This is a genomic window from Synechococcus sp. M16CYN (assembly GCF_040371545.1).
Taxonomy (GTDB): Bacteria; Cyanobacteriota; Cyanobacteriia; order PCC-6307; family Cyanobiaceae; genus Parasynechococcus.
Window position 1 is genome coordinate 1028885 of sequence record NZ_AP029048.1, and the last position, 24105, is coordinate 1052989.

At 41.6% G+C, this 24105-nt stretch carries 29 protein-coding genes; 9 read left to right on the top strand and 20 right to left on the bottom strand.

All coding sequences use genetic code 11. The features are described from left to right. Window positions 1-34: 34 nt before the first annotated feature. The 6 genes from cpcA to ABWV55_RS05040 all read right to left on the bottom strand — a co-directional run bounded on the left by cpcA (window position 35) and on the right by ABWV55_RS05040 (window position 3604). Window positions 35-523 (bottom strand): phycocyanin subunit alpha, encoded by a 489-nt coding sequence (gene cpcA, locus ABWV55_RS05015; RefSeq protein WP_353291092.1) that lies wholly within the window; start codon window positions 521-523, stop codon window positions 35-37. A 47-nt stretch (window positions 524-570) separates the two neighbouring features. Continuing rightward, the gene (locus ABWV55_RS05020) at window positions 571-1089 is read right to left on the bottom strand and encodes a phycocyanin subunit beta (RefSeq protein ID WP_353291093.1); all 519 of its coding nucleotides are present in this window, start codon (window positions 1087-1089) and stop codon (window positions 571-573) included. Between the two features lie 188 nt (window positions 1090-1277). Further along, window positions 1278-2051, bottom strand: coding sequence for a phycoerythrobilin:ferredoxin oxidoreductase (locus tag ABWV55_RS05025; protein ID WP_353291094.1), 774 nt, complete (start codon window positions 2049-2051; stop codon window positions 1278-1280). Further along, window positions 2048-2755, bottom strand: a complete 708-nt coding sequence (locus ABWV55_RS05030; RefSeq protein ID WP_353291095.1) for a 15,16-dihydrobiliverdin:ferredoxin oxidoreductase — start codon at window positions 2753-2755, stop codon at window positions 2048-2050. Before ABWV55_RS05030 ends, ABWV55_RS05025 begins: the two co-directional genes overlap by 4 nt. Next, window positions 2748-3374 carry a phycobiliprotein lyase gene (locus tag ABWV55_RS05035; protein WP_353291096.1) on the bottom strand — a complete coding sequence of 209 codons (627 nt, stop codon included), beginning with the start codon at window positions 3372-3374 and terminating at the stop codon, window positions 2748-2750. The genes ABWV55_RS05030 and ABWV55_RS05035 overlap by 8 nt, the downstream gene beginning before the upstream one ends. Beyond that, window positions 3371-3604 (bottom strand): hypothetical protein, encoded by a 234-nt coding sequence (locus ABWV55_RS05040; protein WP_353292588.1) that lies wholly within the window; start codon window positions 3602-3604, stop codon window positions 3371-3373. The genes ABWV55_RS05035 and ABWV55_RS05040 overlap by 4 nt, the downstream gene beginning before the upstream one ends. Window positions 3605-3981: 377 nt before the next feature. On the opposite strand from ABWV55_RS05040, the gene cpeB reads away from it, so the two are divergent. Together cpeB and cpeA are read left to right on the top strand one after the other, a co-directional pair. Beyond that, window positions 3982-4536, top strand: a complete 555-nt coding sequence (cpeB, locus tag ABWV55_RS05045) for a class 1 C-phycoerythrin subunit beta (protein ID WP_353292589.1) — start codon at window positions 3982-3984, stop codon at window positions 4534-4536. Between the two features lie 57 nt (window positions 4537-4593). Continuing rightward, a complete protein-coding gene (cpeA, locus tag ABWV55_RS05050; RefSeq protein WP_353291097.1) occupies window positions 4594-5088 on the top strand; it encodes a class 1 C-phycoerythrin subunit alpha in 495 nt (164 codons plus the stop codon). A gap of 68 nt (window positions 5089-5156) precedes the next feature. Here the strand turns inward: cpeA and ABWV55_RS05055 are convergent, their stop codons facing one another. After that, window positions 5157-6092, bottom strand: coding sequence for a HEAT repeat domain-containing protein (locus ABWV55_RS05055; protein WP_353291098.1), 936 nt, complete (start codon window positions 6090-6092; stop codon window positions 5157-5159). 45 nt (window positions 6093-6137) lie between these two features. Here ABWV55_RS05055 and ABWV55_RS05060 point away from each other — a divergent pair, with 45 nt between their 5' ends. The 3 genes from ABWV55_RS05060 (at window position 6138) to ABWV55_RS05070 (ending at window position 8965) form a co-directional block, all read left to right on the top strand. Next, the gene (locus ABWV55_RS05060; RefSeq protein WP_353291099.1) at window positions 6138-6563 is read left to right on the top strand and encodes a DUF2656 family protein; all 426 of its coding nucleotides are present in this window, start codon (window positions 6138-6140) and stop codon (window positions 6561-6563) included. Window positions 6564-6937: 374 nt separating this feature from the next. Beyond that, window positions 6938-8257, top strand: coding sequence for a HEAT repeat domain-containing protein (locus tag ABWV55_RS05065; protein ID WP_353291100.1), 1320 nt, complete (start codon window positions 6938-6940; stop codon window positions 8255-8257). A 78-nt stretch (window positions 8258-8335) separates the two neighbouring features. Then, entirely contained in the window at window positions 8336-8965 is a 630-nt protein-coding gene (locus ABWV55_RS05070; protein ID WP_353291101.1) for a HEAT repeat domain-containing protein, read from the top strand. 1 nt (window position 8966) lies between these two features. On the opposite strand, the gene ABWV55_RS05075 is transcribed toward ABWV55_RS05070, so the two are convergent. The 4 genes from ABWV55_RS05075 to ABWV55_RS05090 form a co-directional block, all read right to left on the bottom strand. After that, the gene (locus ABWV55_RS05075) at window positions 8967-9809 is read right to left on the bottom strand and encodes a HEAT repeat domain-containing protein (protein WP_353291102.1); all 843 of its coding nucleotides are present in this window, start codon (window positions 9807-9809) and stop codon (window positions 8967-8969) included. A 194-nt stretch (window positions 9810-10003) separates the two neighbouring features. Next, a complete protein-coding gene (locus ABWV55_RS05080; protein WP_353292590.1) occupies window positions 10004-10885 on the bottom strand; it encodes a phycobilisome rod-core linker polypeptide in 882 nt (293 codons plus the stop codon). A 193-nt stretch (window positions 10886-11078) separates the two neighbouring features. After that, window positions 11079-11576: a class 2 C-phycoerythrin subunit alpha gene (gene mpeA, locus ABWV55_RS05085; RefSeq protein ID WP_353291103.1), complete on the bottom strand. Its 498-nt coding sequence runs from the start codon at window positions 11574-11576 to the stop codon at window positions 11079-11081. A gap of 50 nt (window positions 11577-11626) precedes the next feature. Further along, window positions 11627-12163 carry a bleomycin hydrolase gene (locus ABWV55_RS05090; RefSeq protein WP_353291104.1) on the bottom strand — a complete coding sequence of 179 codons (537 nt, stop codon included), beginning with the start codon at window positions 12161-12163 and terminating at the stop codon, window positions 11627-11629. A gap of 1349 nt (window positions 12164-13512) precedes the next feature. Here ABWV55_RS05090 and ABWV55_RS05095 point away from each other — a divergent pair. Genes ABWV55_RS05095 through ABWV55_RS05105 form a run of 3 tightly spaced genes read left to right on the top strand, consistent with a single transcriptional unit; the run spans window position 13513 to window position 14386 of the window. Beyond that, on the top strand, window positions 13513-13833 hold the full coding sequence (locus ABWV55_RS05095) for a hypothetical protein (RefSeq protein ID WP_353291105.1): 321 nt from the start codon (window positions 13513-13515) through the stop codon (window positions 13831-13833). Further along, window positions 13833-14135: a Nif11-like leader peptide family natural product precursor gene (locus ABWV55_RS05100; protein ID WP_353291106.1), complete on the top strand. Its 303-nt coding sequence runs from the start codon at window positions 13833-13835 to the stop codon at window positions 14133-14135. The genes ABWV55_RS05095 and ABWV55_RS05100 overlap by 1 nt, the downstream gene beginning before the upstream one ends. 29 nt (window positions 14136-14164) lie before the next feature. After that, window positions 14165-14386, top strand: coding sequence for a Nif11-like leader peptide family natural product precursor (locus ABWV55_RS05105; RefSeq protein WP_353291107.1), 222 nt, complete (start codon window positions 14165-14167; stop codon window positions 14384-14386). A 3-nt stretch (window positions 14387-14389) separates the two neighbouring features. On the opposite strand, the gene ABWV55_RS05110 is transcribed toward ABWV55_RS05105, so the two are convergent. The 7 genes from ABWV55_RS05110 to ABWV55_RS05140 all read right to left on the bottom strand — a co-directional run bounded on the left by ABWV55_RS05110 (window position 14390) and on the right by ABWV55_RS05140 (window position 20451). Next, entirely contained in the window at window positions 14390-14695 is a 306-nt protein-coding gene (locus ABWV55_RS05110) for a CpeR family transcriptional regulator (RefSeq protein ID WP_353291108.1), read from the bottom strand. A 3-nt stretch (window positions 14696-14698) separates the two neighbouring features. Next, window positions 14699-15310 carry a chromophore lyase CpcT/CpeT gene (locus ABWV55_RS05115; protein WP_353291109.1) on the bottom strand — a complete coding sequence of 204 codons (612 nt, stop codon included), beginning with the start codon at window positions 15308-15310 and terminating at the stop codon, window positions 14699-14701. A 13-nt stretch (window positions 15311-15323) separates the two neighbouring features. Beyond that, complete coding sequence (locus ABWV55_RS05120; protein WP_353291110.1) at window positions 15324-15860, bottom strand: phycobiliprotein lyase; 537 nt, start codon at window positions 15858-15860, stop codon at window positions 15324-15326. A 301-nt stretch (window positions 15861-16161) separates the two neighbouring features. After that, a complete protein-coding gene (locus ABWV55_RS05125; RefSeq protein ID WP_353291111.1) occupies window positions 16162-16896 on the bottom strand; it encodes a phycobilisome rod-core linker polypeptide in 735 nt (244 codons plus the stop codon). 91 nt (window positions 16897-16987) lie between these two features. After that, window positions 16988-18631 carry a phycobilisome rod-core linker polypeptide gene (locus tag ABWV55_RS05130; RefSeq protein ID WP_353291112.1) on the bottom strand — a complete coding sequence of 548 codons (1644 nt, stop codon included), beginning with the start codon at window positions 18629-18631 and terminating at the stop codon, window positions 16988-16990. Between the two features lie 60 nt (window positions 18632-18691). Continuing rightward, on the bottom strand, window positions 18692-19576 hold the full coding sequence (locus ABWV55_RS05135) for a phycobilisome linker polypeptide (RefSeq protein ID WP_353291113.1): 885 nt from the start codon (window positions 19574-19576) through the stop codon (window positions 18692-18694). 176 nt (window positions 19577-19752) lie between these two features. Then, window positions 19753-20451 (bottom strand): pentapeptide repeat-containing protein, encoded by a 699-nt coding sequence (locus tag ABWV55_RS05140; RefSeq protein ID WP_353292591.1) that lies wholly within the window; start codon window positions 20449-20451, stop codon window positions 19753-19755. 402 nt (window positions 20452-20853) lie between these two features. Between ABWV55_RS05140 and ABWV55_RS05145 the strand changes: the two genes are divergently transcribed. Then, window positions 20854-20982 carry a hypothetical protein gene (locus ABWV55_RS05145; protein WP_353291114.1) on the top strand — a complete coding sequence of 43 codons (129 nt, stop codon included), beginning with the start codon at window positions 20854-20856 and terminating at the stop codon, window positions 20980-20982. 197 nt (window positions 20983-21179) lie between these two features. Here ABWV55_RS05145 and ABWV55_RS05150 read toward each other — a convergent pair whose 3' ends face one another. After that, the gene (locus ABWV55_RS05150; RefSeq protein WP_353291115.1) at window positions 21180-21746 is read right to left on the bottom strand and encodes a phycobilisome polypeptide; all 567 of its coding nucleotides are present in this window, start codon (window positions 21744-21746) and stop codon (window positions 21180-21182) included. 996 nt (window positions 21747-22742) lie between these two features. Beyond that, window positions 22743-23375 carry a VTT domain-containing protein gene (locus ABWV55_RS05155; RefSeq protein ID WP_353292592.1) on the bottom strand — a complete coding sequence of 211 codons (633 nt, stop codon included), beginning with the start codon at window positions 23373-23375 and terminating at the stop codon, window positions 22743-22745. Window positions 23376-24105: the final 730 nt, after the last annotated feature.

Consider the following 24105-nt stretch of genomic DNA (forward strand, 5'->3'; position numbering starts at 1 on the left):
TTAGGGGCACTTGGTGCAACTTTGCTTGATCAGATCAAATCAATGCGTTGACGGCATAGTCAATATAACTGTTGGCTTCGGTAGCAACATCGCCACTAAGACCGTGGTTAGACTTGATGTACTTCAGGGCTTCTACGTACCAAGAAGGTGAAAGCTCAAACGTGCGATTAATTTCACTAAGACCAGCAATTAAATAATCATCCATTGGACCAGTACCACCTGCGATTAAACAGTAAGTGATCATGCGCAAGTAGTAGCCAATATCACGAGAACACTTAGCCTTACCTTCAGGCGTGGCAGAGTAATTAGACCCATCCATTTGGGTGGTGTAGGGAAACTTGGAGTACACGGCCTGGGCTGCACCACTAACCAAAGTTTCGGCTTTAACCGTTAAACCCTTCGCAGCATCAAGGCTGGCTTTGGCACGATTGAAACGACCGGATGCTGCCTGAACCTCGGTATTGCTTAGGAAACGTCCCTGGGAGTCAGCTGCTGCAACGGCTTCGGTGAGGGGAGTTTTCATAATGAGTGACTCTAAAAATAATTGAGATGAGAGATTTGTGTCAGGGTTCAGGCAACAGAAGCAGCTGCACGGTCGAAGTAAATGCCAATCTCGCTGCTGAGTGATGAGCAGTCACCAGCAGTGATGCCATCGCTATCGTTAACTATGCTTAGAGCAGCCTCTTTCATAAGGTTGACGCCAGTCGCTACGGAAGCACCAGGGGTACCTAGTGCTAGGTAGGTCTCGCGAAGGCCATTGAGGCAGCGATCTTCCATAACGGAAGCATCGCCCGTAAAGATGGAATAGGTGACGTAGCGGAGAATGATTTCCATGTCACGCAGGCAAGCAGCCATCCGGCGGGAGGTGTAAGCGTTGCCACCTGGAGCTATGAGGGCAGGCTGTTGCGCGAATAGTTGACGAGCGGCACTTGCAACTATGGTTGAAGCATTGCTGGAGATGCGATTCACAGCATCCAGACGCTTGTTACTGCCAGAGACGACGGCGGCTAGAGCATCAATCTCATTGGTGCTGATGAACTGTCCCCGGGCGTCGGCCTGGGCGACAACCTTGGTGAAGGCGTCGAACATTTTGAACTCCTCTTAGCAGCGTCTTAAGGTGGTGGTTACACAGATCAGAAGGACATCACAAAAATGGTCCCTGCTGGATCTGAGCCTATTCTCTCGAAATGACATTAGGGCATTCGACTGCTGTTCATAATGCTTAATCCCCTTTGAGAGACAGGGATTTTTTGTTTGATTTGGTCTCGTAATGCATTTCAAAGGTCAAACAGAACCTGGTGTATGTATCTTTCAGTCCAGTCACTCCCATGAAATCGCGTGAGCATGCGCCGGGCTGGATCCTTTTCAGCTCGATAGTTGCTGTAGCGTCGTTGTCCGGCCAGTAAATGTTGGCGGCGTTCGTCCGTAACCGGCTTCGCAGCCACCGCTAACTCCAAATAAAGATTTAAATACTCGCCAAACGCCGGTCGTACAAGAGTTTCGATTAGATGATCCCCTTCTCTGCCTAGTGGTAAGCGTATCCACAAGAAGCCTGGTGAAAAGAAAGGTTGGGCTTCTTGTGGGATCAACCCTCCATCAGGGAGCTTGGCTCGCCAACGCTTAAAAATCGGCATTAATTGGTCCCATACGGGTTGTGTATGGGCGGCATCGGACTTATCCGCGGGCTGAAGGTCAAGAGCTAGAAGATGGCCTGACGGGAGCGTAACAAGATCACCTCCAAAAAATGGAAGATCAAACCGTGGCAACGGGTTGATGACGAAATTCAGAACTGATACTGCAGCTCCCCCATCGACGCAGGCTGCTCTAACCTGCCTAAATTTCTCGGTTTTGCATCCCCAAGTAGCTGTAGTAACTGTGACCGGTCGTGCTTTCGAGCCAGCTTGGTCCTGTCTAAACAAAAACTCCTCAGCGACCGGGTAGGGCCGAGGAGTTAACGGTTTGAGAGCGTTAATAGCGTCCTCGAGGAAAGGCTGCCAACTCCATCCAGGGATGTTTATGGGATCAGTACTGGAGTGCCGTATTGCGTTCATCTGTTACCTGATGCAGGGAAAAGAAATTCGTGCAGGAATCGATCGGACCAATCTTTGCCAAAATGACTGATGAACAATCCGTGGGCCGGATCACGTTTGGCGCTATATACGTCGTAAGCGTCTTGTAGCTGCTTTACCTCATCCGGGGTGAGCGTTGAATTGCCATTGCAAGCCTCATCATGCAGTGACCAGTAGGCTTTTAAAAATGCACTGAAAGCCGGTTGAAGAGATGTATCGGCTTGTTCTGCCCCCCCCCGACAGAATAGAAGCCAAGCGGAGAAATATTGATTTGGATCGAATGAATGCATAGTCTCCTCACCGTTTAAATCTGGGAATTGACGATTCAGAGCCTTTAGTCCGTCAAAATAACGATCGAAATAATCTTTATTTTGGATGAGAGGTTGGAAATCCAACACTGCAACTAACTTTTGACGCACACCAAACCACAGCAGATCGATACCCATGAGCGGATGATCGAATCCGTAGTCGGGATAAGCGACGGAATTCAAAACCTGCAGGCTTTCGCCTGCATCTAATCGAGTGACTCTCCAGCGGCGAAACCCAGGTACTTGCCAGAGCCAGCTCTTAATAACGCTGGTGCGTTTCTTTGAACGGCGTTCTGCCAGGTCTTCCGAAACGTTGGCAGCTGTTCCTCCCCTAGCGGTGATATCCGCGTGCAGTTTATCGAGGAAAGAGTCAAACACGATCAAGACCAGCTGATTTGGACGGAAAGATGTCAGCTCGTGCTCTTGCAGTAGCTGATAGTTCTAAGATTTCGGATAAGTTTGGGCAACGGAACTCTGTGCAGTATGTCGTCATAGCTACACCATCCAGAAATTGAATAGAACTCACTCGCATTCTGATCTGGTCGCTGACAAACCAGCAGCGTTCAATTCCTACATTTGTGTCGTAGCGAGTCTTAATAGTTAAGACTCCATCCTCTGCGAAGTAATAGGTGCTAATAACCGATTTTTTTTCCATGTAACCAATATCTCGAAGAAGAAACCCTCTCGAATGGTCTTCTGGATCTGGAGCATCAACTACAACAGCTGCGTAATCTTTATTTTGTGCTTCCTGTATTAGATTGCCCTCCCACCAAAACCTGGCACCCCCTGATGCCTCGCTAACTTTGACATTAAGATCCTGACAAATTTTTTTGATAACTGGATCTGTCGAGCTAAAAGGTTCAATGATTAGATTAGAGTCGGCAGTCTCATCATCTTGACCGTCTAAATGATGTACCACTCGTCTGTTTAGCCAAGTTCCACGACTCGCTTCGAAGAAGTCCGCTATAGTCCTTGGTGTAGGGTCAAGATAGTTCATGAACCAATGGCCCGAGTGTCGCGTTGGTGTTTAAGTTGATCCAGGAACTTATCGATACGTGTCAGTTCAGGGTGATCTTTGATGGTTGCATCAATTTTTTTTTGGGATAAGCGAAGCTTTTTCCCCAGACCGACGACATCTTTGTAAAGGCGTTCGCGGTAGGCAAAAAGCTCATCAATTGATTCTTGCAGTTCATCAACTGTTGGCTCCTGATCGGCTTGATCAGTCATACGACAAAATGCTGAGAAAGATTTCGATTTTCGAACCATACCCCGTCGAATCACTGCGACCATCACTAAGTGTTGCGTTTGGTGATCCTATGAAGTTGGCGGTTATTTTGATGAAAGGCGAGTCATGCTGTGATTTAGGGGCTTTTGAGAAGGACTTCTTATTTATTCTGGTGTGATACCAAAGTCGCCAAGATGACGAACTCTTGCGTGATCGGCAGATCCCCTGCCGCTACTTAGTTAGGCTGGCTTACTTTGCTTAAGCGCTTCAAGTCCTTTGAGTTCATTAGCCGCTGGTTAAGGCTTCATTCTTTGAATGTCTTTCCCTCGGCTGCTCGTAGCACCGGAAGCTTCCTCTCCATAAATTGTCTGGCCCCCCAATGCTCGACGCATTTTCCCGCTCGGTCGTCAGCGCTGACGCCAAAACCGCGCCTGTTGGTGGTAGCGGCCTCGCTGATCTGCGGTCCTATGTTAGTGAAGGTAACAAGCGCTTGGACGCCGTTAACGCCATCACCTCCAACGCCTCTTGCATAGTTTCCGATGCTGTAACAGGCATGATTTGCGAGAATACCGGTCTGATCCAAGCTGGTGGCAATTGCTACCCGAATCGCCGCATGGCCGCTTGCCTGCGTGATGGTGAAATCATTCTCCGCTACATCAGCTACGCCTTGCTAGCTGGCGACGCTTCCGTGTTGGATGACCGTTGCCTGAATGGTCTCAAAGAGACTTACATCGCCCTGGGTGTGCCTACTCAATCCGCTGCTCGTGCTGTGGCCATCATGAAGGCTTCTGCTACTGCCCACATCGGCGAAACCAATACCCCTGGCTTAGGAGGCAAGCGTTTCCGCAAGATGGAGACTACTAACGGCGACTGCTCTGGTCTGGTAGCCGAAGCCGGTGCGTACTTTGATCGAGTTATCGGCGCCGTTTCCTGAGCAGTATTTTTTGCCTTTCTCTCAGACACCCTCCCCCATAGAAAAAGGAATCCAACAATGAAGTCTGTCGTTACTACTGTCGTGACTGCTGCAGATGCAGCAGGGCGTTTCCCTTCTCAAAATGACCTTGAGGCTGTTCAGGGCAACATTCAGCGTGCTGCTGCTCGTTTAGAAGCTGCCGAAAAGCTTGCTACTGGTTTGGATGCTGTTACTCGCGAAGCAGGTGATGCCTGCTTTAACAAGTACACCTACCTTAAACAGCCTGGTGAAGCCGGAGACAGCCAGATCAAGATTGATAAGTGCTATCGCGATCTTGGTCATTACCTACGCCTAATCAACTACTGCCTAGTTGTTGGTGGAACAGGTCCCCTCGATGAATGGGGCATTGCCGGAGCACGCGAGGTTTACCGTAGCTTGGGTCTTCCTACTGGCCCTTACGTTGAAGCCCTGGTTTACACGCGTGACCGCGCTTGCGCACCTCGTGACATGAGTCCCCAGGCTTTGAACGAGTTCAAGAGTTACCTCGACTATGTGATTAACGCTTTGTCCTAGGCATTAATCACACGAGTATATTTGGTTGGGGTGCTGATGCACCCCACTTTTTGCCTTTAAAATATTGTTTAAACCTGCCCGATTTTTTCGAGTTGATTAATTGCGAGAGTCATAACGTTAAGCAAAACTTGATCTTTTTCACTTTTTATTTGTTTTTTTAGGCTTGAAATCGAGTCCACCGCTTCAAGTTTTATTAGAGCAAGAGCGCTATTCTTTCTGACCCAGTCATCAGGGTCGGAAAGCGCAGGTATTAGTAAAGTTTCGGCCCAGTTAACTTCCTCAAGGTTACCTAATAATGTAGCAGTTTCAGCACGTATTTCAGCACATGAGTCACTCATTGCATCAGTTAGCAATTCCCTTACTTGTATCTCATCTAATAATTCAATTTGACTACCAAGTGCTGAGATTGCTACCTTGCGCACGTAAATATTTTCTGAATGTGCAGCTTGTCTAAGAGCTCCTGGAACATAATCACTGATGAACGCCAGAGCCCAGCTAGCCAGTCCTAGCTGCATTTCAGAACTATCAGGATTGTCTAAGACAGAAAGAATAGCTGTAACTCCATCCGCACCAGTAGATGCTATTGCTCCCATAGCAGATCCCTGAACAACAGAATCATTATCTGAAAGGAAAGCATTAACAAGATCTGGTAAACTTACAGGATCCGCTATCAATGTGAGTGTTTTTGCCGCCGCCCTTCTAACTGTAACTTGATTACTAGTTAGCATCGCTTGACAGAGAGCAGGTACTGCTGCTCTTCCAATGGAGCTAAGACTATTTGCAAACCGAAGACGCAGAAGTCCCCGCGGGTCACCGAGCCCAGCCACCATCGTTGCAATTGATTTTGGATCTGACTCAATTGAAAGACCAGCCTTTAGTTTTTTTCTGAGATGTGAGGCTAAGTCAAGAGCTTCGGCTTCATCCAGCTGGATATCAATGAGCGTTTGAGACTTGATTGCAGCGGAAAATTTTTGTTCCTGATCAAGTGTAGGCTCTATTGTCACTCGCAATCACTCCATTCAAGCCAATGACGACCATAGTCCTTAACCATGACAATTTTTGTAATTTCTCATAATCTTCAAATTGAGTCGGCTCTCGTGCCTCCAATTTCTGCGCAGGACCTGGCAGATGAGATCTTGGATAGCTCAAAATCTTTTCACTCAGTACAGGTTCTGAATCATCCTCATTGGCTGGTACAAAGCGAATCTAGCTTGTCAGCTCATGAGATGGCTGTTGCATTAATCAAAGCTTGGAAGCAATATCGTCAAAAGCAAGGGCATACTGTTAAGCACCATATGCTGGCACTTGGAGGTCGTAAAGATACTGCTAGTAATCCCGGATCTCCACTCTCGATTGGTAGTTGGGGCGTGGATGTTGTTGAATGTAGTGCCCCCGATAATTTTTTAAAGAGCATTAATTGGAGTAACCTTAAAGCTAAACGTTCTTTGGATGCAGTATTTGAAGTAAGAAATTAATTTGCTAAAAATTACTTCCATTATTTATTTCTTGCTAGCAAGAATATAGTTTTTTTGATTCTAGAATTTTATGATTTTGACTATAGTTTATTTAGTTTAATCTCTAATTTAATAATCTACTTAAATCACATTTTTTTATTTTAGAAAATAGCTTTATTAAAGCTAGTGATTAATAGACTAGTACAATGCATAATCTCATTTCCTTGTCTGGCCTATTAAAAATTTTAAATATATTTCTTAATGCAATTAGTTACTTTAAATAATAAGCTAAGCATTAGTGTAGTTTACATTTTTGATTAGGTTTTTAATAGTTTTATAATAAAATTTAAGGCAGGTAATCTTATATAATAAATACACAATTTCAAATTCTAACAATGAAACAATTTAACAATATTCATCCTGAACTCACTTGTGAGCGTGCATACAATATTCTTTCCACACCGCTTGATAAGATTGTTTCTCAGAGTGATTTTTATATGGCTGCTGCACATTTAATTAACTGCCACGGAGCTAAAACAGAGTATGCATTATTAAATTTGCTTGAGAAATCCTCTAATAACCAAGCGGTAAAAATTGCTAAAAGAAAAGCAGTAGAAGTGCTTGCTCGTCTTGGCTATATTTCTGCAATCTCTGCAATTGGTAAGTGTCTTTGGTCTGAAGATATCTATCTGGTTGAGAATTCAGTTTGGGCTCTTCAACAACTTCAGTGTAATGATTCAAAACTAATTGATCGAATGTTATACCTTTTAAAGGATGAAAATCAAAACCAACGTGTTTTGATTCAGTGTCTTGCAGGCTTAAGAGTTCAGTCAAGCCTTAAACTAATTCAAACCTTTCAGTGTTCTAAAACTCCAAATATTAGAAGTGCTGCGATTTCTGCAGTTGCCCAATTGACAAATAATATATCAGATGTACCAAAAATTATACAATATTTGACCTTTCCGAATCAAATGGATCGTCAATGCGCTGTGCAAGACTTAATTGATGCGAACGCGTCTGAGTTTCTACCGGCAATTGTAGCAGCACCAATTTCACCGTCTTTTCGGATGCGTGCTTGTCGTCAATTCTTCAACAAATTAGGCGTTGAATCTATTAATAATACTATTTTATCTTCAATTGATAGCATTTTAAAAGATGATCCAAATACTATTAATATTATTCATACATATAAAGATAAACCAAGTGTGAGATTTCTTATAAATAATTTATATAATACTGACTTTAGTCGTTGTTATCTAGCTCTTATTAATTTAAATCGATATCCAACTAATGTATTGTGGCCACTCTTAAAAGAATCTTGGGAGCAAAAGGCTAATAATGATTATGGAGCTCATTACTTTTTTATGCACGTACTAGGCTCATGTTGTAATTGGCCACTAACTGGACAAGAGTTTATTTTGCAAATATTACAAGAATCAGTTGTTAATCGCAGACCTCAGTTCCGAAAAAGTCGCTCTGCTGCGATCCAATCTCTCCAGTATCTTTATCCAAAACAATTTCTAGACTTTATTTTTGATTTTCTCTCTAAAGCTATTAATTTACCTTGGGATTGTCGTTATGTAATTATTATGTGCATTGAAAAGTTTTCCTATATAGATTATCATACAAAAAAACAGGTCTTAAAGCTATTGTTAAAGGATCCTGACACTTTTGTTCGTGCTAGGGCAGCTAAAAGTTTTTCAGAATTATTGTAGTCTACTTGCTACAGAATTACAATCTAATAGTTTTGTATGATGCTATAGTCAGATTGATTAGAAATCTTTGGTGTTGATATGAATTCCTTGCCTCCTTCCTTTAAGTCACTGATCCATGATCTGTCCCATCCTAATCCTAATATTAGAGATAAGGCTTGCGTCTTAATGGCTAAGCACTATGCCACTGAAGCTATGCCATATCTTTTTTCCCTGTTACACAGTCCAGATCCTATTGTATATCGTACGGCTGTAAAAGGACTGGGCGTTCTAGGTCATCAAACAGTTCCTGATATAATACAAACATTCAAATCATCTGATAGCAGCACGATAAGAGCATGCTGCATTAAAGTTATCGTGCAAATATCAGTCAATTTTCCTAAGGTTGCTTTCCCTCCAGAAATAATATCAATTCTTGAACAAGCTTTAGATGATTCTAGCCCTGTTGTTAATCAGTCTGCATTAATGACTCTTGGACATCTTTCTAAACATGATTCAGAAAAAAAACGTACTATTGATCTTCTAATTCAAGTTTGTGATAAATCTAATATTGCTCATATACAAGGCGCTACAATGGCACTAGCAGAGCTGGATTCTCCCTTGGCATCAGCATGCCTTCGGAAGTTAGCATCTGATAATTTGAAGGATCCTCTTGTTCGCGAAGTAGCCAAGGCTAGCCTTGAGAGAAGGGAAAGTCTTAATCTTCAATAGCCTAGTTTGATATATTTTTTAATTGATTCACCGCAACCTTCATTACAGCTTTAACGTTACTGTTTCGTTCAGAGGAAATTGCTTTATTCAAATGACTGACTGAGTTGACTGCTTCCATCTTCATTAATGCTAACGCGGTATTTTTTCTTACTTGCATACTGTTATCTTTTAATAATTGATTAAGCTTTTTAGCTACATCTTCTTCTGGTTCTAAGGATTGTCCTACCACTATTGCTGCTTCTGCACGTACTTCGTTGTCAATATCATTTAAGGCTTGTATTAGAAATTGCCTAGCGCTTTTATTCTTTGTTGATCTAACTTGCTCGGCTAGTGCAGTAATGGCAATAATTCTAATTGCTGGCCTTTCTGATTGAAAGGCTTGGCTAAACGCTTCGGGGGTTTTTGAAGCAATAAAATTTAATGCAAGATTAATAAGACCAATTTGAAAAGCACTACAAGTTTTACTTGTTAACATCATTAATAATGACTCGATTGCGGGTATACCTATTGTTGCCATTGCACCCGCAGAAGATCCTTGAACAACGGGATCATTATCGTTTTGGAAAGCCTTCACTAAACTGGGAAGTGCTTTTTCGCTACCAATAATATTCAGGGTTTTTGCCGAAGCACGTCTAATTAATACGTTAGGATTGCTTTGCAGTGCAGTACAAAGGATAGGTATAGCTTCTTCTCCAATAGAACCTAGACTTTGTGCAAATGTAAGTCGAACAGCCCCTCGCTGATCTCCTAGTCCTGCTACCATCTTTCTAAGTGAATCTTGATCCGATTTCGGCACTTTTTGCATTGTAAGTTGTGATTTTAAAGCTTCTGCCAGTTCAAACATTTCCTGCTCTGTCAATTTGTTAGTGTTGTCTGTCAAGTAACTAGTGGTTTTTTTAGGCACGAGCAACAGGATCAAATTTCATATTTAACTTAGTTGATTTAATATCAAACCCTCTTATCCAGTTATGCTTATAAAAAACTCTTCCGTAAACTACGAAGCAGCTTACTATACTCAGTCTTCTTAATTTTATATAATTAGAAGTGTACTCCAAAAGGTTGAAAAGGTACATAATCTGTCACCTTTACAGGATTATGACCAGTGTATTGCTGTTGCGGCAATTTGACAGGTATTCGAGTTATTGATGTGTAGCTAAATGGCATTGGTTTGGCACTTTCACGGGCAGCTATCGTAAGAGTATTAATCGTTCGACTATTCCGACCCTGTGCATTGTCGCTAATAGCAACCTTCGCTCCACCTAATGCTCGCATCATATTGAAGGACCGAGTGAACATGCCAGCATATGAATCCTTAGTACGCTCGTAAGGGACAATGTTTTTACCAAATACTTCAGTATATTCAGCTGAATTAGTCAGACTATCGATTAGTGCATTAAAGCCTGACTCAGCTTGAAGCTTGATAGCAGATTGAACTTCGCTTTGATCTAAAGGTGCACGTCCAAGCAAATGTTTAAAATTCAACTCGATACCGCGCTGTGCACCTACAGTATAGAAAAAATTTGATTTATAGAATTCAGATTTTGCTAAACTATTCACAAAATCTCGAATGTAAATTTCTCCATTTAGCAATCTAGCCTCTAATGACGTCTCACGTTGATTTTCTGTTAGAGAAAGGTTACCGAAAACTTGTCTATATGAAGCTGTGATTGAGCGTCTAAGAGCTTCACCATCACCCGGAGTGAAACTGTCAGCAATTACACCGAAAGGACACTCAGAATGAAGACGAGGGCCGATGCTAATTCTCATGGATGCGCAATGGTTGCGCTTGTACTCAGCAATAGTATCTTCGACAGTTCGGGGCATAGTGTTTCTGCCTGCCTTGCTATCTGTGGCAAATGAAGCAGGACCTGTACTTGTTGCTGAACTAAGACCTCTTAGGCTAGTGTCTATACCAAGCATGATAAAAAGAAGGGTTAAGAATACATATAAAATAAAAATATGAGGCTCTTTTAATATGCGGTAATCGCTTATGGTGAGATTCAAAGATCTACTGACATATAGCTGTAATTCTTGCTTAAGATTAGTAAAAAAGGATGGGCATCGGCCCACCCTAATTATTTGATACGTTCTAATAACACCCAAATTGATAGGATCAGCCGAGAGAGTTGATTACATAATCCAGCAGATTGTTATAAGCGGTCAGAGCCTGGGGGCTCATATCGCGAGGTGCACAACCGTCATTACGCATCTGAGAGAAGCCAGCCACATAGGTACCAGGATCGATGCTAAGAGCTTTATAAACCTCTTTCTGACCGTTGATAGCTAGCTCATCCAGGGGACCAGTGCCACCTGTAACCAGGCAGTAGTTGATCAAACGCAGATAGTGAATGAAGTCACGCTTGCACTTTTCTTTACCTTCAGTGGCGCACTGGCGAGGCTGACGACCAGTAGCGCCGTTAGGGTATTGAGCGTACACAGCGTCAACAGCGCGCTGTGCTATGGCGTCGTAGTTAGAAGCTAACTTTTCAGCAACTTCTAGGCGTGCAGCAGCACGTTGTATGGAGCCCTGTACAGACTCCATATCGGAAACAGAGGGAAACCGAGAAGAGCTGTCGGCTGCGCCAACAACAGTGGTAATAACAGACTTCATGGTCTATGCAGATTGTTCAGTGATAGTGGATAGTTTCGGTTGGATCTGGTTCAGCTGATAGCGCTGATTACCATGTCGAAATAGCTTGCCGCTTCGCTCGACAAACTGGCGCAGTCACCCTGGGTCACCGCAGCTTTCTTTGGTTGGCTGTTGGTATTTGTTATCAAAGCGCTAGAGGCAGCCTTCATGATTGCAACAGCACGCGCAGCAGACCCGGTAGGAACGCCCAAGGCTGCATAAGTTTCGCGTAAGCCATTCAAGCAACGGTCTTGCAGGACAGAAGCATCGCCAGCGAGAAGAGCATAACTAACATAGCGAAGGACGATCTCACCATCGCGAAGGCAAGCAGCCATCTTGCGGTTGGTATACACACCACCGTTAGGGGCAGTTAGACCGGTGTTCTCGCAACAGATGCCTGCAACAGCATCAGAAACGATGCAGGCAGCGTTGCTCGAAATAGCATTCACTGCATCAAGACGCTTGTTGCCATCAGCAATGAACGACTTTAAAGAGGACAGCTCGCCTCCGCCGATAAAAGCACCGCTGGCATCGGCCGAAACGGCCTTCCTGGAGAATGCGTCGAGCATAGTTAGGGGAATGTTTGGGTGGAATGCGAATTCGCATCAGGCTGACAGTAGCCCTAGTTTCTTGTCCACTAACGCGATGTAGATGTGTAGATAAAAAAGTTTGCAAACGCGAAATCTGATTTAAATATAAATATGAATCCGAATGAGTTCGCTTTTGCTTCTGACTTAAATTCTTTTCGAAAAATTCTATTCCTATTTATGATAGATTTAGTAGTATCTACCCGCAGTTTCCAGTTAAACAGTATACAAAATCTTAGTATGTGGTGTCATCTTATATTTTTTGTCAAGCTATTTGGCCTAATCTAAGAAATTAAGCTTTAATGAATGTGCATATTCGACCTGTTACATGACAGTAATTTTAATTAAGGAAATACAAGCTTAATCGTCGGACTAAATTTAGTTTCATGAGCACTATGAGTTATCATAAGGAGTTGACTAGTTTTGTAGTTATTTTAGTGATATGTCTGTAATATATAACTTAATTATATTAATCTATCTCTATTTATATATTCTTGATAAGCCTAAGTCCACTCTTATAATAGCTTTTGGCATATAACTATTGTATATTCTAATTACTTACTTGAAATAAACTCAAGCTGATTTTTATCAAAGTCAGTTGCTGTTATAATACGTAACAAATTTACAGAATGTATTCTAACTTTGTGATAAGTAACAATAATGCTGATACTATGTATTGCTAAACATTATTAGCAGGCTAACATCTTTGATTTAAATCAAAATCAATAATAATCAACTAATTTTATAGCTCCTGGCTAGCTAAAAAATTAGCTAGCTATCCAATAGTATGTTTTTAGTTTTTTAGTTTTCTTAAAACTAATGATTGCATATATGCAAATAAATTTGATAATTAAATACATTTAAATTATATTTTAGAAATTATCTGATTTACCGTTGTGATTGATCAACCACATTTGAATTCAAGTAATTAATTTCTTTATTATTGCTACTTTACTATTTTTCTAATTTTTGTTAACTAGTTATACTAATTGCTAATAATTTATTATTAAAAGCTTAGAATATTAAGTTAGTTACAGTAAAAACTTTTTATTTTTTGGTACTTAAGCGATGCGGGGGGCATTTACATCTTTAATTAGTTCTGCTGGTAAATAGTGACTATAAGAAATAACAAACCTAATGGTCGTAAATAGTTATCAACAAAGTTAGGAAAATTAAATATGATTATATCATTATCAATTTAACACTATATCTAGATATAATCTAACTTTAATTATATTTTTTAATGGGTAATTCAGATATACTTCATTATGTCTCTAATATTGTTTTAGAGGTATCAAGTCTGTTAGCCTATGCGGGGTTATATACATGCGATGCCAATTACTGCCAAAACAAATTCAGCCCTGTCTCATTGTATCGCAGCAATATCAAACAGTTCTAAAATTCGGGATGAATTGAATGAGGTCGACAGTTTGATGAGTCTTCGCATTATCATCCAATCTATCGATAGTTCTCTTACGGGAGCTGCTATTATCTCTTTAGAGCAAGCTACTCGTCCCCCAAAAAATCTTGTAGGTTCAGGTGTTGTTTTCAACGAAATACCCTGGCGTTTACTAAGCTGCACTGGCGGTCCTTTAGTGTTGCAATTAATTTGCAAAAAAGCTAATTTTGCTATTTGGGTTGAAAGTTGCTGATGGTCAACAATGACTTAAGTAGTTTTGTAAATAGTGTGGTTCGCTTTCATGAATTAGCCAAAGGCCTTAAATCTCTCAAGGATCATGATGAGATCATTGCTTATGGCCAAAGTCACGGTTTTCAGTTCACTAAATCAGACTGGGAGCTGTTTTATCAGACGGATCTAAGTTTGCAGTCAAACTCGGTGCGGAGAAAAATTCTGTTGGCAAATCCAGCTCATTGGTCGTGGGCTTTTCGACAGCTTTCAACATGGAGAGCTATGCTTATGGAGGGGGCTGATGACGGCAACGCCTCAATCTAGAACCTAACACTTTCTCATTAACACTTGCTATGTCAGATTTAGAGCAAGATCAATTATTGGAACAATTTATATCTTTGGCTCGTTCAGATAAAGAGCTTCGTTTAAAGATTAAGTCTGCACTGAACCAAGATGCAATACTTGAAATTGCACGTGAACGAGGATTTATACTTGAATCCACAGTCATATTGCGAAAGTGGAGTCAGCACACTGATTTTTCAAAACCTACGTGGTTGGGATGGTTTGATGAGTAATATTTAAGTATTAATCTCTGAATACCTTGTTTGTTGACTGCCTCGTTCAGCCCAATAAGTTACAAATGCTTCACCACCTGGACGTGGAACACTGGCAACTGCTCTTAATATTTTGAACGATCTTTTAGGTCCCATTGGCCAATTTCCTACTGCTTTAACTGTTCTAATTTTTCCCCCTATTGATTCAATATATCGTTCAAACTTTTCTAATTGAGTTTGGTCTACTGTTTCAAAAACAAAGTTATTTCTCTCGCAAATTAAATGCTGTGATCTAATCCATGACTTAATTTGTTTTTCAATATCGAGCATTTGCTATTCCTTATTTTGAATCCAACTTGAATTAATTATTTCCGAAATATTCTTTATGCGTTTAAAACGTAACAATCCATGTTCAGATCCCCATCTTGGCTGATTAGTTTCGAGATCAAAACCACGATCTCGACTAATCCAATTGTCTTGATCTACTTGAACTTCGCTAACTAAATATGTTAAGTAACCATCTCTTGGTATCAAACATTTTTTACCAGGTTCAACTGATCCTATGTAACAACCACTGGTTTTTTCTCTAAAATGCATAGCGCAACCAAAACGGCAAGAAAGACTATTAATGTTTAAATATTGCAATAATTCTGGATTGCGTCCAGCACCAGCTATTCGTTCCTTATCAGCAAATCCGTAGTTATTTAGAATATAAATTTTCTCTTTAACTTCTAAGCGATGAATGCCTTGTCGATAAGGTTGCCATGGAGCATAATTATAATATTGTTCCGAATAGAAACCAGGACCATTAAAAATTTCCCATGGGAGTGGACGAAATACAATATTTATCCTAGCGAAATTTTTTGGACTCTTTTGTGACTGTGCATAATTGTCATAAATGCCTGCTAGTGTGTTGGCAAATTTAAGACGTTTATTTATATCCATAATAATAGTAGCTTTAAATTTTTATTTTTCTTACTTCTGAAGCAAATGATGATTGCAATATACCTGAGCCAGCTGAAGTATTGAGAACTGAGGAGCGACAACGAACATTGTCTGAGACAAACCAAATTCTTTCCTCTGTTATAGATTGTTCATAATTAGTACTTAAAACAAAAGTGCCGTCTTCAAGAAATTTATAATTCGATTCTGCTGGTACTGATTCCGCATAACCAATACTGCGAAGTATTTGGCCTGAAGTTTTATTTGTTGGAATAGGAACAATGATGCATGAACCATTCGAAACCTGCGAAGGATCATCTGGTTCCCAATCACTTTCTGCCTGCCATTCAATTTGAAATGGAGAAGAAAATATACTATCGTCTCGGAGAGATGATGATCTAATTAGTTTTTTTATTATTTGATTGTTAGTTTTAATGCTTTTGATTGAGATCTCACTAAGAACATCTTCAAATTGTTGAAAAGCTAGTGAATGACCAGACCTCATTGAACGCCAATTGCCCAAACTTTGAGCAACAAATCGCTCAATATCCATTTTCATCTAGATTTAGTTTAGTAGCATTGTTACGTATAGAAATAAAATTATTCTGCATCATGTTGACTAAAGAATTAATCATCAATGACATAGCCATAGGGACCGATGCAATAGACTTGTTAAACGCTTCATTTTGATTAGACTGGCCTTTCGTAGTGTGGCGAAGGATGGGCATAATAAAAATTTAAATTAATAGAGTGTTTGCTAGATTAATTTATTTTAAGTAAAAGTTTGAGGATTCAGCACAGATTATCTATAATCAATTTTTCATAAGTTAAATGATTAATAGATACTTAAAAATTTAGATTTTTGAAATGGACAGAACTCGTCCGCCTTGACTCAGGATGCTCTGGATTGTCCTCGACATAGAGGTTTGAGCAATTACGGACTTTTGAATAGAGCGACGATTTGCTCCAACCTGGCGGTTAGAAACCCATCTGATACTTAAAGCATTAGAATTACCGATACCCTTTCTGTCAATGATACTTGGAGAAAGACCTGTCGACAAACTATTTAGTAATTTTGAATCTTTTTCGGCTCCATCAAATCCTGCATAACCTGCATCAAAAGCTCGTGCACGTGAGAAGCCAATTGTTCGTCCGCCTACATTAGTCTGTCTAGAACGATTGTAGGGCACTTGATCAACACCGAAAACATTAAGATATTCTTTGCTATAAGTGTAACTTACAATTTCTGCCTCATAACCGTCTCTATGCATCAATCGAACATGTGCCATAATCTCTTGCTGGTCATGTGGGGCACGGCCAAGCAAGTGTTTACAATTAAGCTCTACAAAGCGATAAGAATTGTTTGGTTCTAGAAATAATTTTTTATAGGTTTCAGATTGAGCCAGTGCTGAGACAAATCCCTGAACGGTGAGATCTCCGTTCATGAATAATGCCTCGAGGGAGGTGTTAATATCTAACTCCATCATATGACGGTTGCCAAACACTTGTTTATAAATATTTTGAATAATTTCCTTAGCGTGGTCGAGGTCTTTGTTGGCTTGAGTTGATAGCCTCTTAGCGCTTGTCATTACTATACTGGGTTAGGAAAAATGGCGTTGAGCTAACAAACCCTCTAGCAATTTGGAAAATAAAGGGTTTAGAAAAAACAGTAGATTCAAGCTACATTACTTCAGTGATGGCAATAATTTTTCCACCGCGTGCATGAATATACTTCATTTGACTAGACATGTCTTTACCTGAGACTAAGTAGATATTACCTGCGGCACGCTGACGTCTACGTGGCGCTTGGGCTCCCACAACGATGCGAAAACGCTTCTTGGTTGGATCTGAAGCGCCGGATTGAGTGCCTGTTCGGTTGATCCTAGTGGCAGTAGAAGTCCATCCTCCTGGCACCATACCAGTGGCGACAGATGTTACGAGTGCAGAACTGGACTGAACAGTGTCGCTAGCGGCGAAACCCTCAGCAAGTTTGAGGTGACGATTAAAAGCAACCTGAGAACGGCCGTTTTCAGACAAGATACGGGCGAATGGAACGATGTCTTCGCCAAAGGTGCTTTGATATTCCTCACAGTCGACGTAGCTCGAGATTTCAGCCTCGTAGCCACCTTCAGCTAGGATTCTGGTGTGTTCACTAATCTCTGATTGTGATTTAGGAGCCCTGCCAAGGAAGTGCTTGAAGTTCAGTTCGATAAACCGATACGGTGCGTTAGTTTCGAAGAAGCGTTTTTTGTATTCGGCTGAGAGTCCGATTGCTCTCACAAATTCACGGGTACTGAGGTACCCATCGATAAACTTGCTTTCTGCCGAGATGGCTCGCTCGAACTCCATGAGATGAGGATTACCCATTACTTGTTTATACGATGCACGGATCAGTGCGTTGAGCTGATCTGGAGTATCGCCTGGGCATCGCTGGAAGACTTCCTGCTCGCGCTGGCCTAAGCCGAAGAATACATAGGAATCACCGCGTATAGGCGCAGTATCTTTGCCGCTAGTAATACCGGGAGCCTTGCTAGCAATACGAAGGCCAACAAAGCTGGCAGACGGTCTTATGTTAATCGCCTGGGAGGGGATACTAATTCGTGGCGCCACGCCACGTCCGAGGCTGGTGGTAAGAAAACCACGTCGGCCGCGGGCGCTGTCGCTGCCGGCGAAACTCTTTTGAATAGTCGCCAGCATCGGAAAAGCTGCGGTTGAGAGGTCTGCGGGTGAACTCCATGCGCGTGCATAGGGGACTATCGCGCTGCCAAAGACCTCGAGATACTCAGCCGAGTCGATGATGCTATCGATCAGAGCATCATGTCCATACGCTGCTTGTAACGAAATTTTTGAAGACATTTCGGCCTGTGAGTGAGGTGCACGGCCTAAAAGATGCTTGAAGTTAAGTTCAATTCCCCGCTGTGGGGCGACTGATGAGAAAAAACGGTTCTTATAAAAATTAGACTTAGCAAGGCCGCGAATAAAATTACGAACATCGAGATTGCCATTGCGGAGCTGGGCCTCTAACTCCGCGCAGCGCTCATAATCCATGACATGAGCATTACCAAACACTTGTCGGTAAGAAGCAGCAATTACCTCATCTAGTGATAGTGAGTCGTCAGGGTTGTAGCAATCGGTTGTAATGCGGTGCGGACAGTCCTCATGACTCCGGGGTCCCACACCAATAGCAATTTGGTCGCACGATTGTTTAAGGAACTCACCAGTAGTCAAAGCAGCTCTTTTGCCCTGGCCTTTGCGTTCAAATCTGACTGGGCTACTCCACTTGGTTTCAGCGCCGAATTCGGTTGAGGTTTGGTTCGTGTCCATAATTGGAGAAGTATGAGGAGAGGTTTTAAGGAGTTAAAGCTAAGTAACTTTTGAAATGGCTCAGGTCACTGGAGTAATGCTTGCGATCTTTCCACCTTCGCGGTGAATTCGCTTGAATTGCTCAGAGAGTTTTTGGAAAGGCACGTAATAGACACGATTACTTCGTACGTAACGAGAGATTCGGCGCACATTATTGGCGCTGTACCCGGTTACTTCGATGCGATAAGTGATCCCTTCTTCACCGGCACCCACGCCGAGGCGGGTTGGTGCATCCTGTAGATTTCGAAGCGGACGGAAACTCCAGCCGGTTGTCCTAATAGAGGATGGAGGAACAACGGGGAGGGGACGATTTTGATAAGCGGCACCACCAAGCTTGCTGCTGACCCCGGCCAAATCACCTTTAAGGCTGCTGCTGCTATTACCTCGCAATAGCTGAAAACTCCAAGTGAATTCCTGAAGGGTGGCGCAACTCTCTGTCCTCCAGCCGCGCTGGAAGGGAACAATCCACTCACCGAACGTATCTTGATAGTCGGCAGAATCACAAAAGCTGTCGATATCGGCATCGTATCCCTTGGCGTCAAGGCGTTCCGCGTGGTCACGCATTTCCTGGAAATCCACGGGAGCACGGCCCATCAGATGACGAAAAGCCAGCTCGATGTAGCGGTATCGGGTGCATGTTTCAAAAAAACGACTGCGATATAGATAGCTCTTTGCAATGCGACGGACCAACTCACGCACGCTGATCTCGCCCAGCTTGAATTGAGACTCAGCGACAAGTTGACGCTCACTCTCCATGACGTAGGCGTTGCCTAATACCTGCTTATAAACAGCGCGAACAATCTGCTCTTTTTTGGCGTCCTCGTCGCCGGAGAGCAGCTCTAGAGGCGCCTCACTCTCTTCCGAGAAGCGCTCCACCCCAAGAAGTGAGGCAGGACCAAAAGGCATGAATGATCTCACGTTAGCACTATGCAATACTCTGTCAGAAACGCTGCCGTAGAACTGCTTCTTTATAAACCTCAATCAAGTATTTCTGAGTGTTGCGTGACGCGTTAACTAATTCTCTCTAAAAAGACTGTTGGGTGGATTTGGTACTATAGGTCTACGTTAAAAGCAGTCGGTCCTTAAATGTCGCGAAGTGATTCCAGGCTATTTCTAGTTGTGTTGCGCGTGAGAGGATTCCAATGGTCTAGTTCGGCGGTGGCCCGATTTAACAAGGCTGGTAGTTGGTCGTTCAGGCCGAAGCAACCACTGAAATCAGCTCCTTTGATTGAGTCAACGCTATCCAAAGTTGCACCTTGGAGATCAGCGCCGCGTAGATCGGCCATATCTAGTTGACTTGTACCAAATCGGGTTTTACGGCACATCGCGCCTCTCAAAGCAGTGAAACGGAGGTCGGATCCAGCCAAAGATACGCCGTCTAATAGTGCACCGCTCAAGTCAGCACCGCTCAGATATGCTCCCATGAGCATAGCCCCACGTAGGTCAATTTCACGCAGGTCAGAGTTGTTGAGGAAGGCTCCGTTAAGTTTAGCCCCCGGGCCAACGGCACCGCTGCTGCACAGATCGAAGCCCTCAGGAACTCTTGTTGCTCTATCAAAACGGGCTAAGCGAAGATTGGCTCCATCAAGTTGACATCGACTTAGGTTGCTGCCGCGCAGGTCACACCTACAAAGATTAGCGTTGCGCAAATCGTGTTCCCCGAGGTCTTGCTCACGCCAATCTGCACCGCGCGCATCGGTGGACGAGTCCCGAATCTGTTCAGGTTGAAGCGTTTCTGGGGCAGACCAAGTACGCAAATCGAGATAGCCTAAACCCACTATCGATAACCCAGCCGTGCACTACTTAGAATTGTGATGACAAGAATCATTCTAAGGATTTTAGAGCCGTTGATCGCGAGAAGCATAGTCAAAAAATTCAGCATTCAAGTAAGGAAGCTAGCCGTGCATCTACGTCAAAAAGTCAAAAATGTGAATGAGGCTGATGCTGTCAATTCGCCCTTAATCACAATCTTCTGCCAACTGAACTAAACGCTTCCTTATTCTACCCTATGAGCGAGAAAATTGCTGATGTATGGAGTCTTTACTAAACTTCTACCCGAGGTAAACCGTCCTTTTTGCTGAGGAAACGGATCATAAATGAATAGACCCAATATATTCAGTGCCATGCCATTGTGCCAAGTATATACAATACAGAACAAATTATTACTCAATTATTCAACGATCGTGACCAGCCCGGCGACTTGCTTTGTTTTGAAATGCACTAGGCCTGATTCAGCACCTGCCCCCCTACCGACTCTTGCCGGTAAGTTGGGTCGCATTATTTTGGTGAGTAGCCTTGCTAAAAATGCTTAGAAATAACAGGTTGTGAATGAAAAACTTCACATGACACTACCATTTATAGGTATAATTTTAGCATTCGACTGCAGCGCATCCTTGAAATCTTTGGGGGGGAACAGGACCGCGAAAGCATAGCTATGTCGTCAAAAGTAAATATTGCACTGCGTTCATCTCATACTTCTAGCGTTTTTTTGATTGATGCACGTCAGTCTTTAAACAAGATTCGTTTGTAGATTGCTTGTAAGGTGAGTGAAACAAGCCCTAATTAGAATTTGCTCTTCTAAGCTCTGGATTTCAAGCTGAGTTAAATTCAACAGTTCATTTAAAGCAAAATGAATTGCATCCACAGGTACCCCTATTAACGCATACAGTTCACGTAGAGCAGCCATCCCTTCCGGATTTGTGAATTTGGGTCTTCTGCAGGCCACGGCATAGACGATCACTCGGAAAAATTCTCGACAGTCTCTCCAACAGGCCTCGGCACGTTTAGGTTGAAATAAAGTACCGCCTGGTTGAACTAAATGCGATTGCTTCATCAAAAGAAACCGACGAGCTTGGTTAACCAGCCGGTCTGCGTTGTTTTGTAAGTATTCCGGCAAGTCTACGGCAACCTTTGAAGAGCTGCAAATTTGTTGCATTTCGCCGGTCGATAAAGGACGTCGCTCTTTATTAGCTTGACGTAGGATCTGGCAGTCGGCGTCTGGCAGCGAAGAGTCATTGTGTAACCCCAGTACCTGAACTGATGCTATGAGCTGCTGCTGCATCAAAGCCTCGGGCATGATATTGGGCTCAGGATTGAATAGATACTACAGGCGTCGTAATCAAGACACCCTGCCATTCTAAGTAGAAAGCCTAAATAAAGTTTCTCCCCAATCCTGGGCATTGCTCAATTGTTGTTTGGGCAAGTTCATAATTTATCCTCTATAGCTCGTATAGAGTCGTAGAACCTTGGTTAGAGAATCAACGGTGGTCCCACGGATTGCTGAGCCTAGAATCCAAGTGAGGCGAGTATTGATAAGAAGGCCCACATTATCTTCACATGTCAGTAAGAGATTTGTGGAGTCCATCATTTGTTCAAACGTTTTTTCCAAAGTTGAATATTGTTATCTCGTAAGTTGATACGAAAGCAGACGAGAACAATCGGAAAAATTAATTCATTGATTACATCTGCATGCTGTCGGATTGCCTCGATTCTTGGATCCACGAGACAATTCATCTCATTTGCATTAATTCAGAGGACCTCAGCTTAACCAATGCCGCAGCGTTTACTGCTTCTAGTTGTCATTGCTAATAGAAAAATGCGAAATTAGGTGCTGACCTTAGAAATATTTTTAGGTATTTTATTAGCAAGTAGAGCTAATTATACTCAGGTAAGTAGGCACGAGTAAAAATTTATAACAGAAAATTTTGAATTTCGCTAATGAACGAAGAGCTATCTCAACACGAGTTTTAAGCTAATCCTAACTTGTTTAGATTTACAAACTATAGTAGTACAAAATCTTACCCGAGATGCTCTACCTTTAGAAACTAAGTTAATTATTGTATCATAGAACCGTTTTCTTATTTAGTGCCTATATATTCTATCTTAGATTATCTAAAGTGCAATTAATGTAGCCGTGAATAAATCTAATTTGATTCAAAATTTTTAAGAGAATTAAATTTATAATACATTTTTGATCTCGCAGCAAGGATAACTATTAAAGAATAAGCATGTAAATATTATATGTTTTGATTTATATATCGTCAATACATATATTGAAATGCATCACTTATGATCATGAGTTATTTCTTCTTAGTATTCCGGTTAGTATTGCTAAAATAAACATGGCGAGTAGAACAAAACCCAACGTTACGCTTGCTCCTTGAGTAATCCCTGCCCCAACAGCAACTAGTATGGAATCACTGATTAGTACACTGATTAGTAAAGCTGGTGCAAAGACCTTCCAATTAGTTTGGCTAATTCCAATAGCATAACTTAGAAAGTCAAAGAGACCAGTCATTAATAAACCAGTTATTAAGAAGAAGTTACCCTCCAGTTGATTTTGACTGAAATTATCGATACGTTCCATGGCACGTTTTCCTACAAGTCGACTGACAGGTATACGTCCCCAAATGCGTGCCATAAAAAATGCTATATTGCAGAATGTTAGATCAGCTAAAATAATAGTTAAATAACCTGTCTTAAATCCTAAAAGAGATCCGGCTAGCAAAGAGTAAACTGAGCTGGGTAGCGCCGGTAAGATAATACTAATTCCACGGAGCAGAGCGATTCCTAGAGGTGCCCATAACCCCATATTTATAACAACTTTTTGCAAAGGCTTGATACCATATCGCTGTAGATAAAAAACGGTTATTATTAGAAATATTGTGATTAAAAATACTTTTAATCCGTTTTTAATACGTTGCATTAATAAATCGTAATAATCTAAGATAAAGTTTAAATCAGAAGAGATACTCACAAGAGATTATGCGTTTTTCATTCATACAAAGTTTTTTACACGCCATGGCCGGCCCTCAATAATTATCATAATAATGAAATCATTTTCATGATACAGACTAATCGAATTAAACTGGATAAGGTTAGGTTTATCACCGGTTATCTGTCGTAATTATTATGCATAGTTTATATGAGGCTAGCTATAATAGCTTAACGCAGTTTTATTCTGCATAAAGATTTAATGTGAACAGTTGATTTTAAGTGATAAGATCAGTAAACTATCTAATAGTTAAGTCTTTAAGCAATTATTTTCTCTTCTGTATTTTTAGTGTTCTAAGATAAGCAAGAGTTGCTTATTTAACTTCCCAGATTCAACAAAATAGCAAAAATCTTGAGAGATCAAGTTTTAGCTTTTAAAACAAAGTTACGAATTAATATAGAAAAGATTATTGATTCAAAATTATAGAACCTCAATACTCTATACAGACTAGCAAATTTTTGCATTCTATAAACGGGTAAAAATAAATTTATTTCACAATTATTTAGTTTCTAAGCAATACTCTTATAATCAAGACTCTTTAATTATAGATTAATTAGGAATTAGTATGTATTTACTGATAAAATCAGATCTCTAACTAAGATAATAGATAGGTTTACTTAAATAACTATATGAGATATAAAGATGAACTACGAATTTTTTG

Bases quoted from the DNA above. Each gene is read 5' to 3' on its own strand.
- mpeA (WP_353291103.1), bottom strand. From the start codon at position 11,576: ATGAAGTCTGTTATTACCACTGTTGTTGGCGCAGCCGACAGCTCTTCT.
- ABWV55_RS05025 (WP_353291094.1), bottom strand. From the start codon at position 2,051: ATGAACGCAATACGGCACTCCAGTACTGATCCCATAAACATCCCTGGA.
- ABWV55_RS05090 (WP_353291104.1), bottom strand. From the start codon at position 12,163: ATGCTCGACGCATTCTCCAGGAAGGCCGTTTCGGCCGATGCCAGCGGT.
- ABWV55_RS05125 (WP_353291111.1), bottom strand. From the start codon at position 16,896: ATGACAAGCGCTAAGAGGCTATCAACTCAAGCCAACAAAGACCTCGAC.
- ABWV55_RS05105 (WP_353291107.1), top strand. From the start codon at position 14,165: ATGTCAGATTTAGAGCAAGATCAATTATTGGAACAATTTATATCTTTG.
- ABWV55_RS05035 (WP_353291096.1), bottom strand. From the start codon at position 3,374: ATGAACTATCTTGACCCTACACCAAGGACTATAGCGGACTTCTTCGAA.
- ABWV55_RS05070 (WP_353291101.1), top strand. From the start codon at position 8,336: ATGAATTCCTTGCCTCCTTCCTTTAAGTCACTGATCCATGATCTGTCC.
- ABWV55_RS05095 (WP_353291105.1), top strand. From the start codon at position 13,513: ATGCCAATTACTGCCAAAACAAATTCAGCCCTGTCTCATTGTATCGCA.
- cpcA (WP_353291092.1), bottom strand. From the start codon at position 523: ATGAAAACTCCCCTCACCGAAGCCGTTGCAGCAGCTGACTCCCAGGGA.
- ABWV55_RS05115 (WP_353291109.1), bottom strand. From the start codon at position 15,310: ATGGATATAAATAAACGTCTTAAATTTGCCAACACACTAGCAGGCATT.
- ABWV55_RS05020 (WP_353291093.1), bottom strand. From the start codon at position 1,089: ATGTTCGACGCCTTCACCAAGGTTGTCGCCCAGGCCGACGCCCGGGGA.
- ABWV55_RS05110 (WP_353291108.1), bottom strand. From the start codon at position 14,695: ATGCTCGATATTGAAAAACAAATTAAGTCATGGATTAGATCACAGCAT.
- ABWV55_RS05075 (WP_353291102.1), bottom strand. From the start codon at position 9,809: ATGTTTGAACTGGCAGAAGCTTTAAAATCACAACTTACAATGCAAAAA.
- ABWV55_RS05080 (WP_353292590.1), bottom strand. From the start codon at position 10,885: ATGCTTGGTATAGACACTAGCCTAAGAGGTCTTAGTTCAGCAACAAGT.
- cpeA (WP_353291097.1), top strand. From the start codon at position 4,594: ATGAAGTCTGTCGTTACTACTGTCGTGACTGCTGCAGATGCAGCAGGG.
- ABWV55_RS05060 (WP_353291099.1), top strand. From the start codon at position 6,138: ATGACAATTTTTGTAATTTCTCATAATCTTCAAATTGAGTCGGCTCTC.
- ABWV55_RS05040 (WP_353292588.1), bottom strand. From the start codon at position 3,604: ATGACTGATCAAGCCGATCAGGAGCCAACAGTTGATGAACTGCAAGAA.
- ABWV55_RS05130 (WP_353291112.1), bottom strand. From the start codon at position 18,631: ATGGACACGAACCAAACCTCAACCGAATTCGGCGCTGAAACCAAGTGG.
- ABWV55_RS05155 (WP_353292592.1), bottom strand. From the start codon at position 23,375: ATGCAACGTATTAAAAACGGATTAAAAGTATTTTTAATCACAATATTT.
- ABWV55_RS05135 (WP_353291113.1), bottom strand. From the start codon at position 19,576: ATGCCTTTTGGTCCTGCCTCACTTCTTGGGGTGGAGCGCTTCTCGGAA.
- cpeB (WP_353292589.1), top strand. From the start codon at position 3,982: ATGCTCGACGCATTTTCCCGCTCGGTCGTCAGCGCTGACGCCAAAACC.
- ABWV55_RS05150 (WP_353291115.1), bottom strand. From the start codon at position 21,746: ATGCCCGAGGCTTTGATGCAGCAGCAGCTCATAGCATCAGTTCAGGTA.
- ABWV55_RS05065 (WP_353291100.1), top strand. From the start codon at position 6,938: ATGAAACAATTTAACAATATTCATCCTGAACTCACTTGTGAGCGTGCA.
- ABWV55_RS05120 (WP_353291110.1), bottom strand. From the start codon at position 15,860: ATGGATATTGAGCGATTTGTTGCTCAAAGTTTGGGCAATTGGCGTTCA.
- ABWV55_RS05100 (WP_353291106.1), top strand. From the start codon at position 13,833: ATGGTCAACAATGACTTAAGTAGTTTTGTAAATAGTGTGGTTCGCTTT.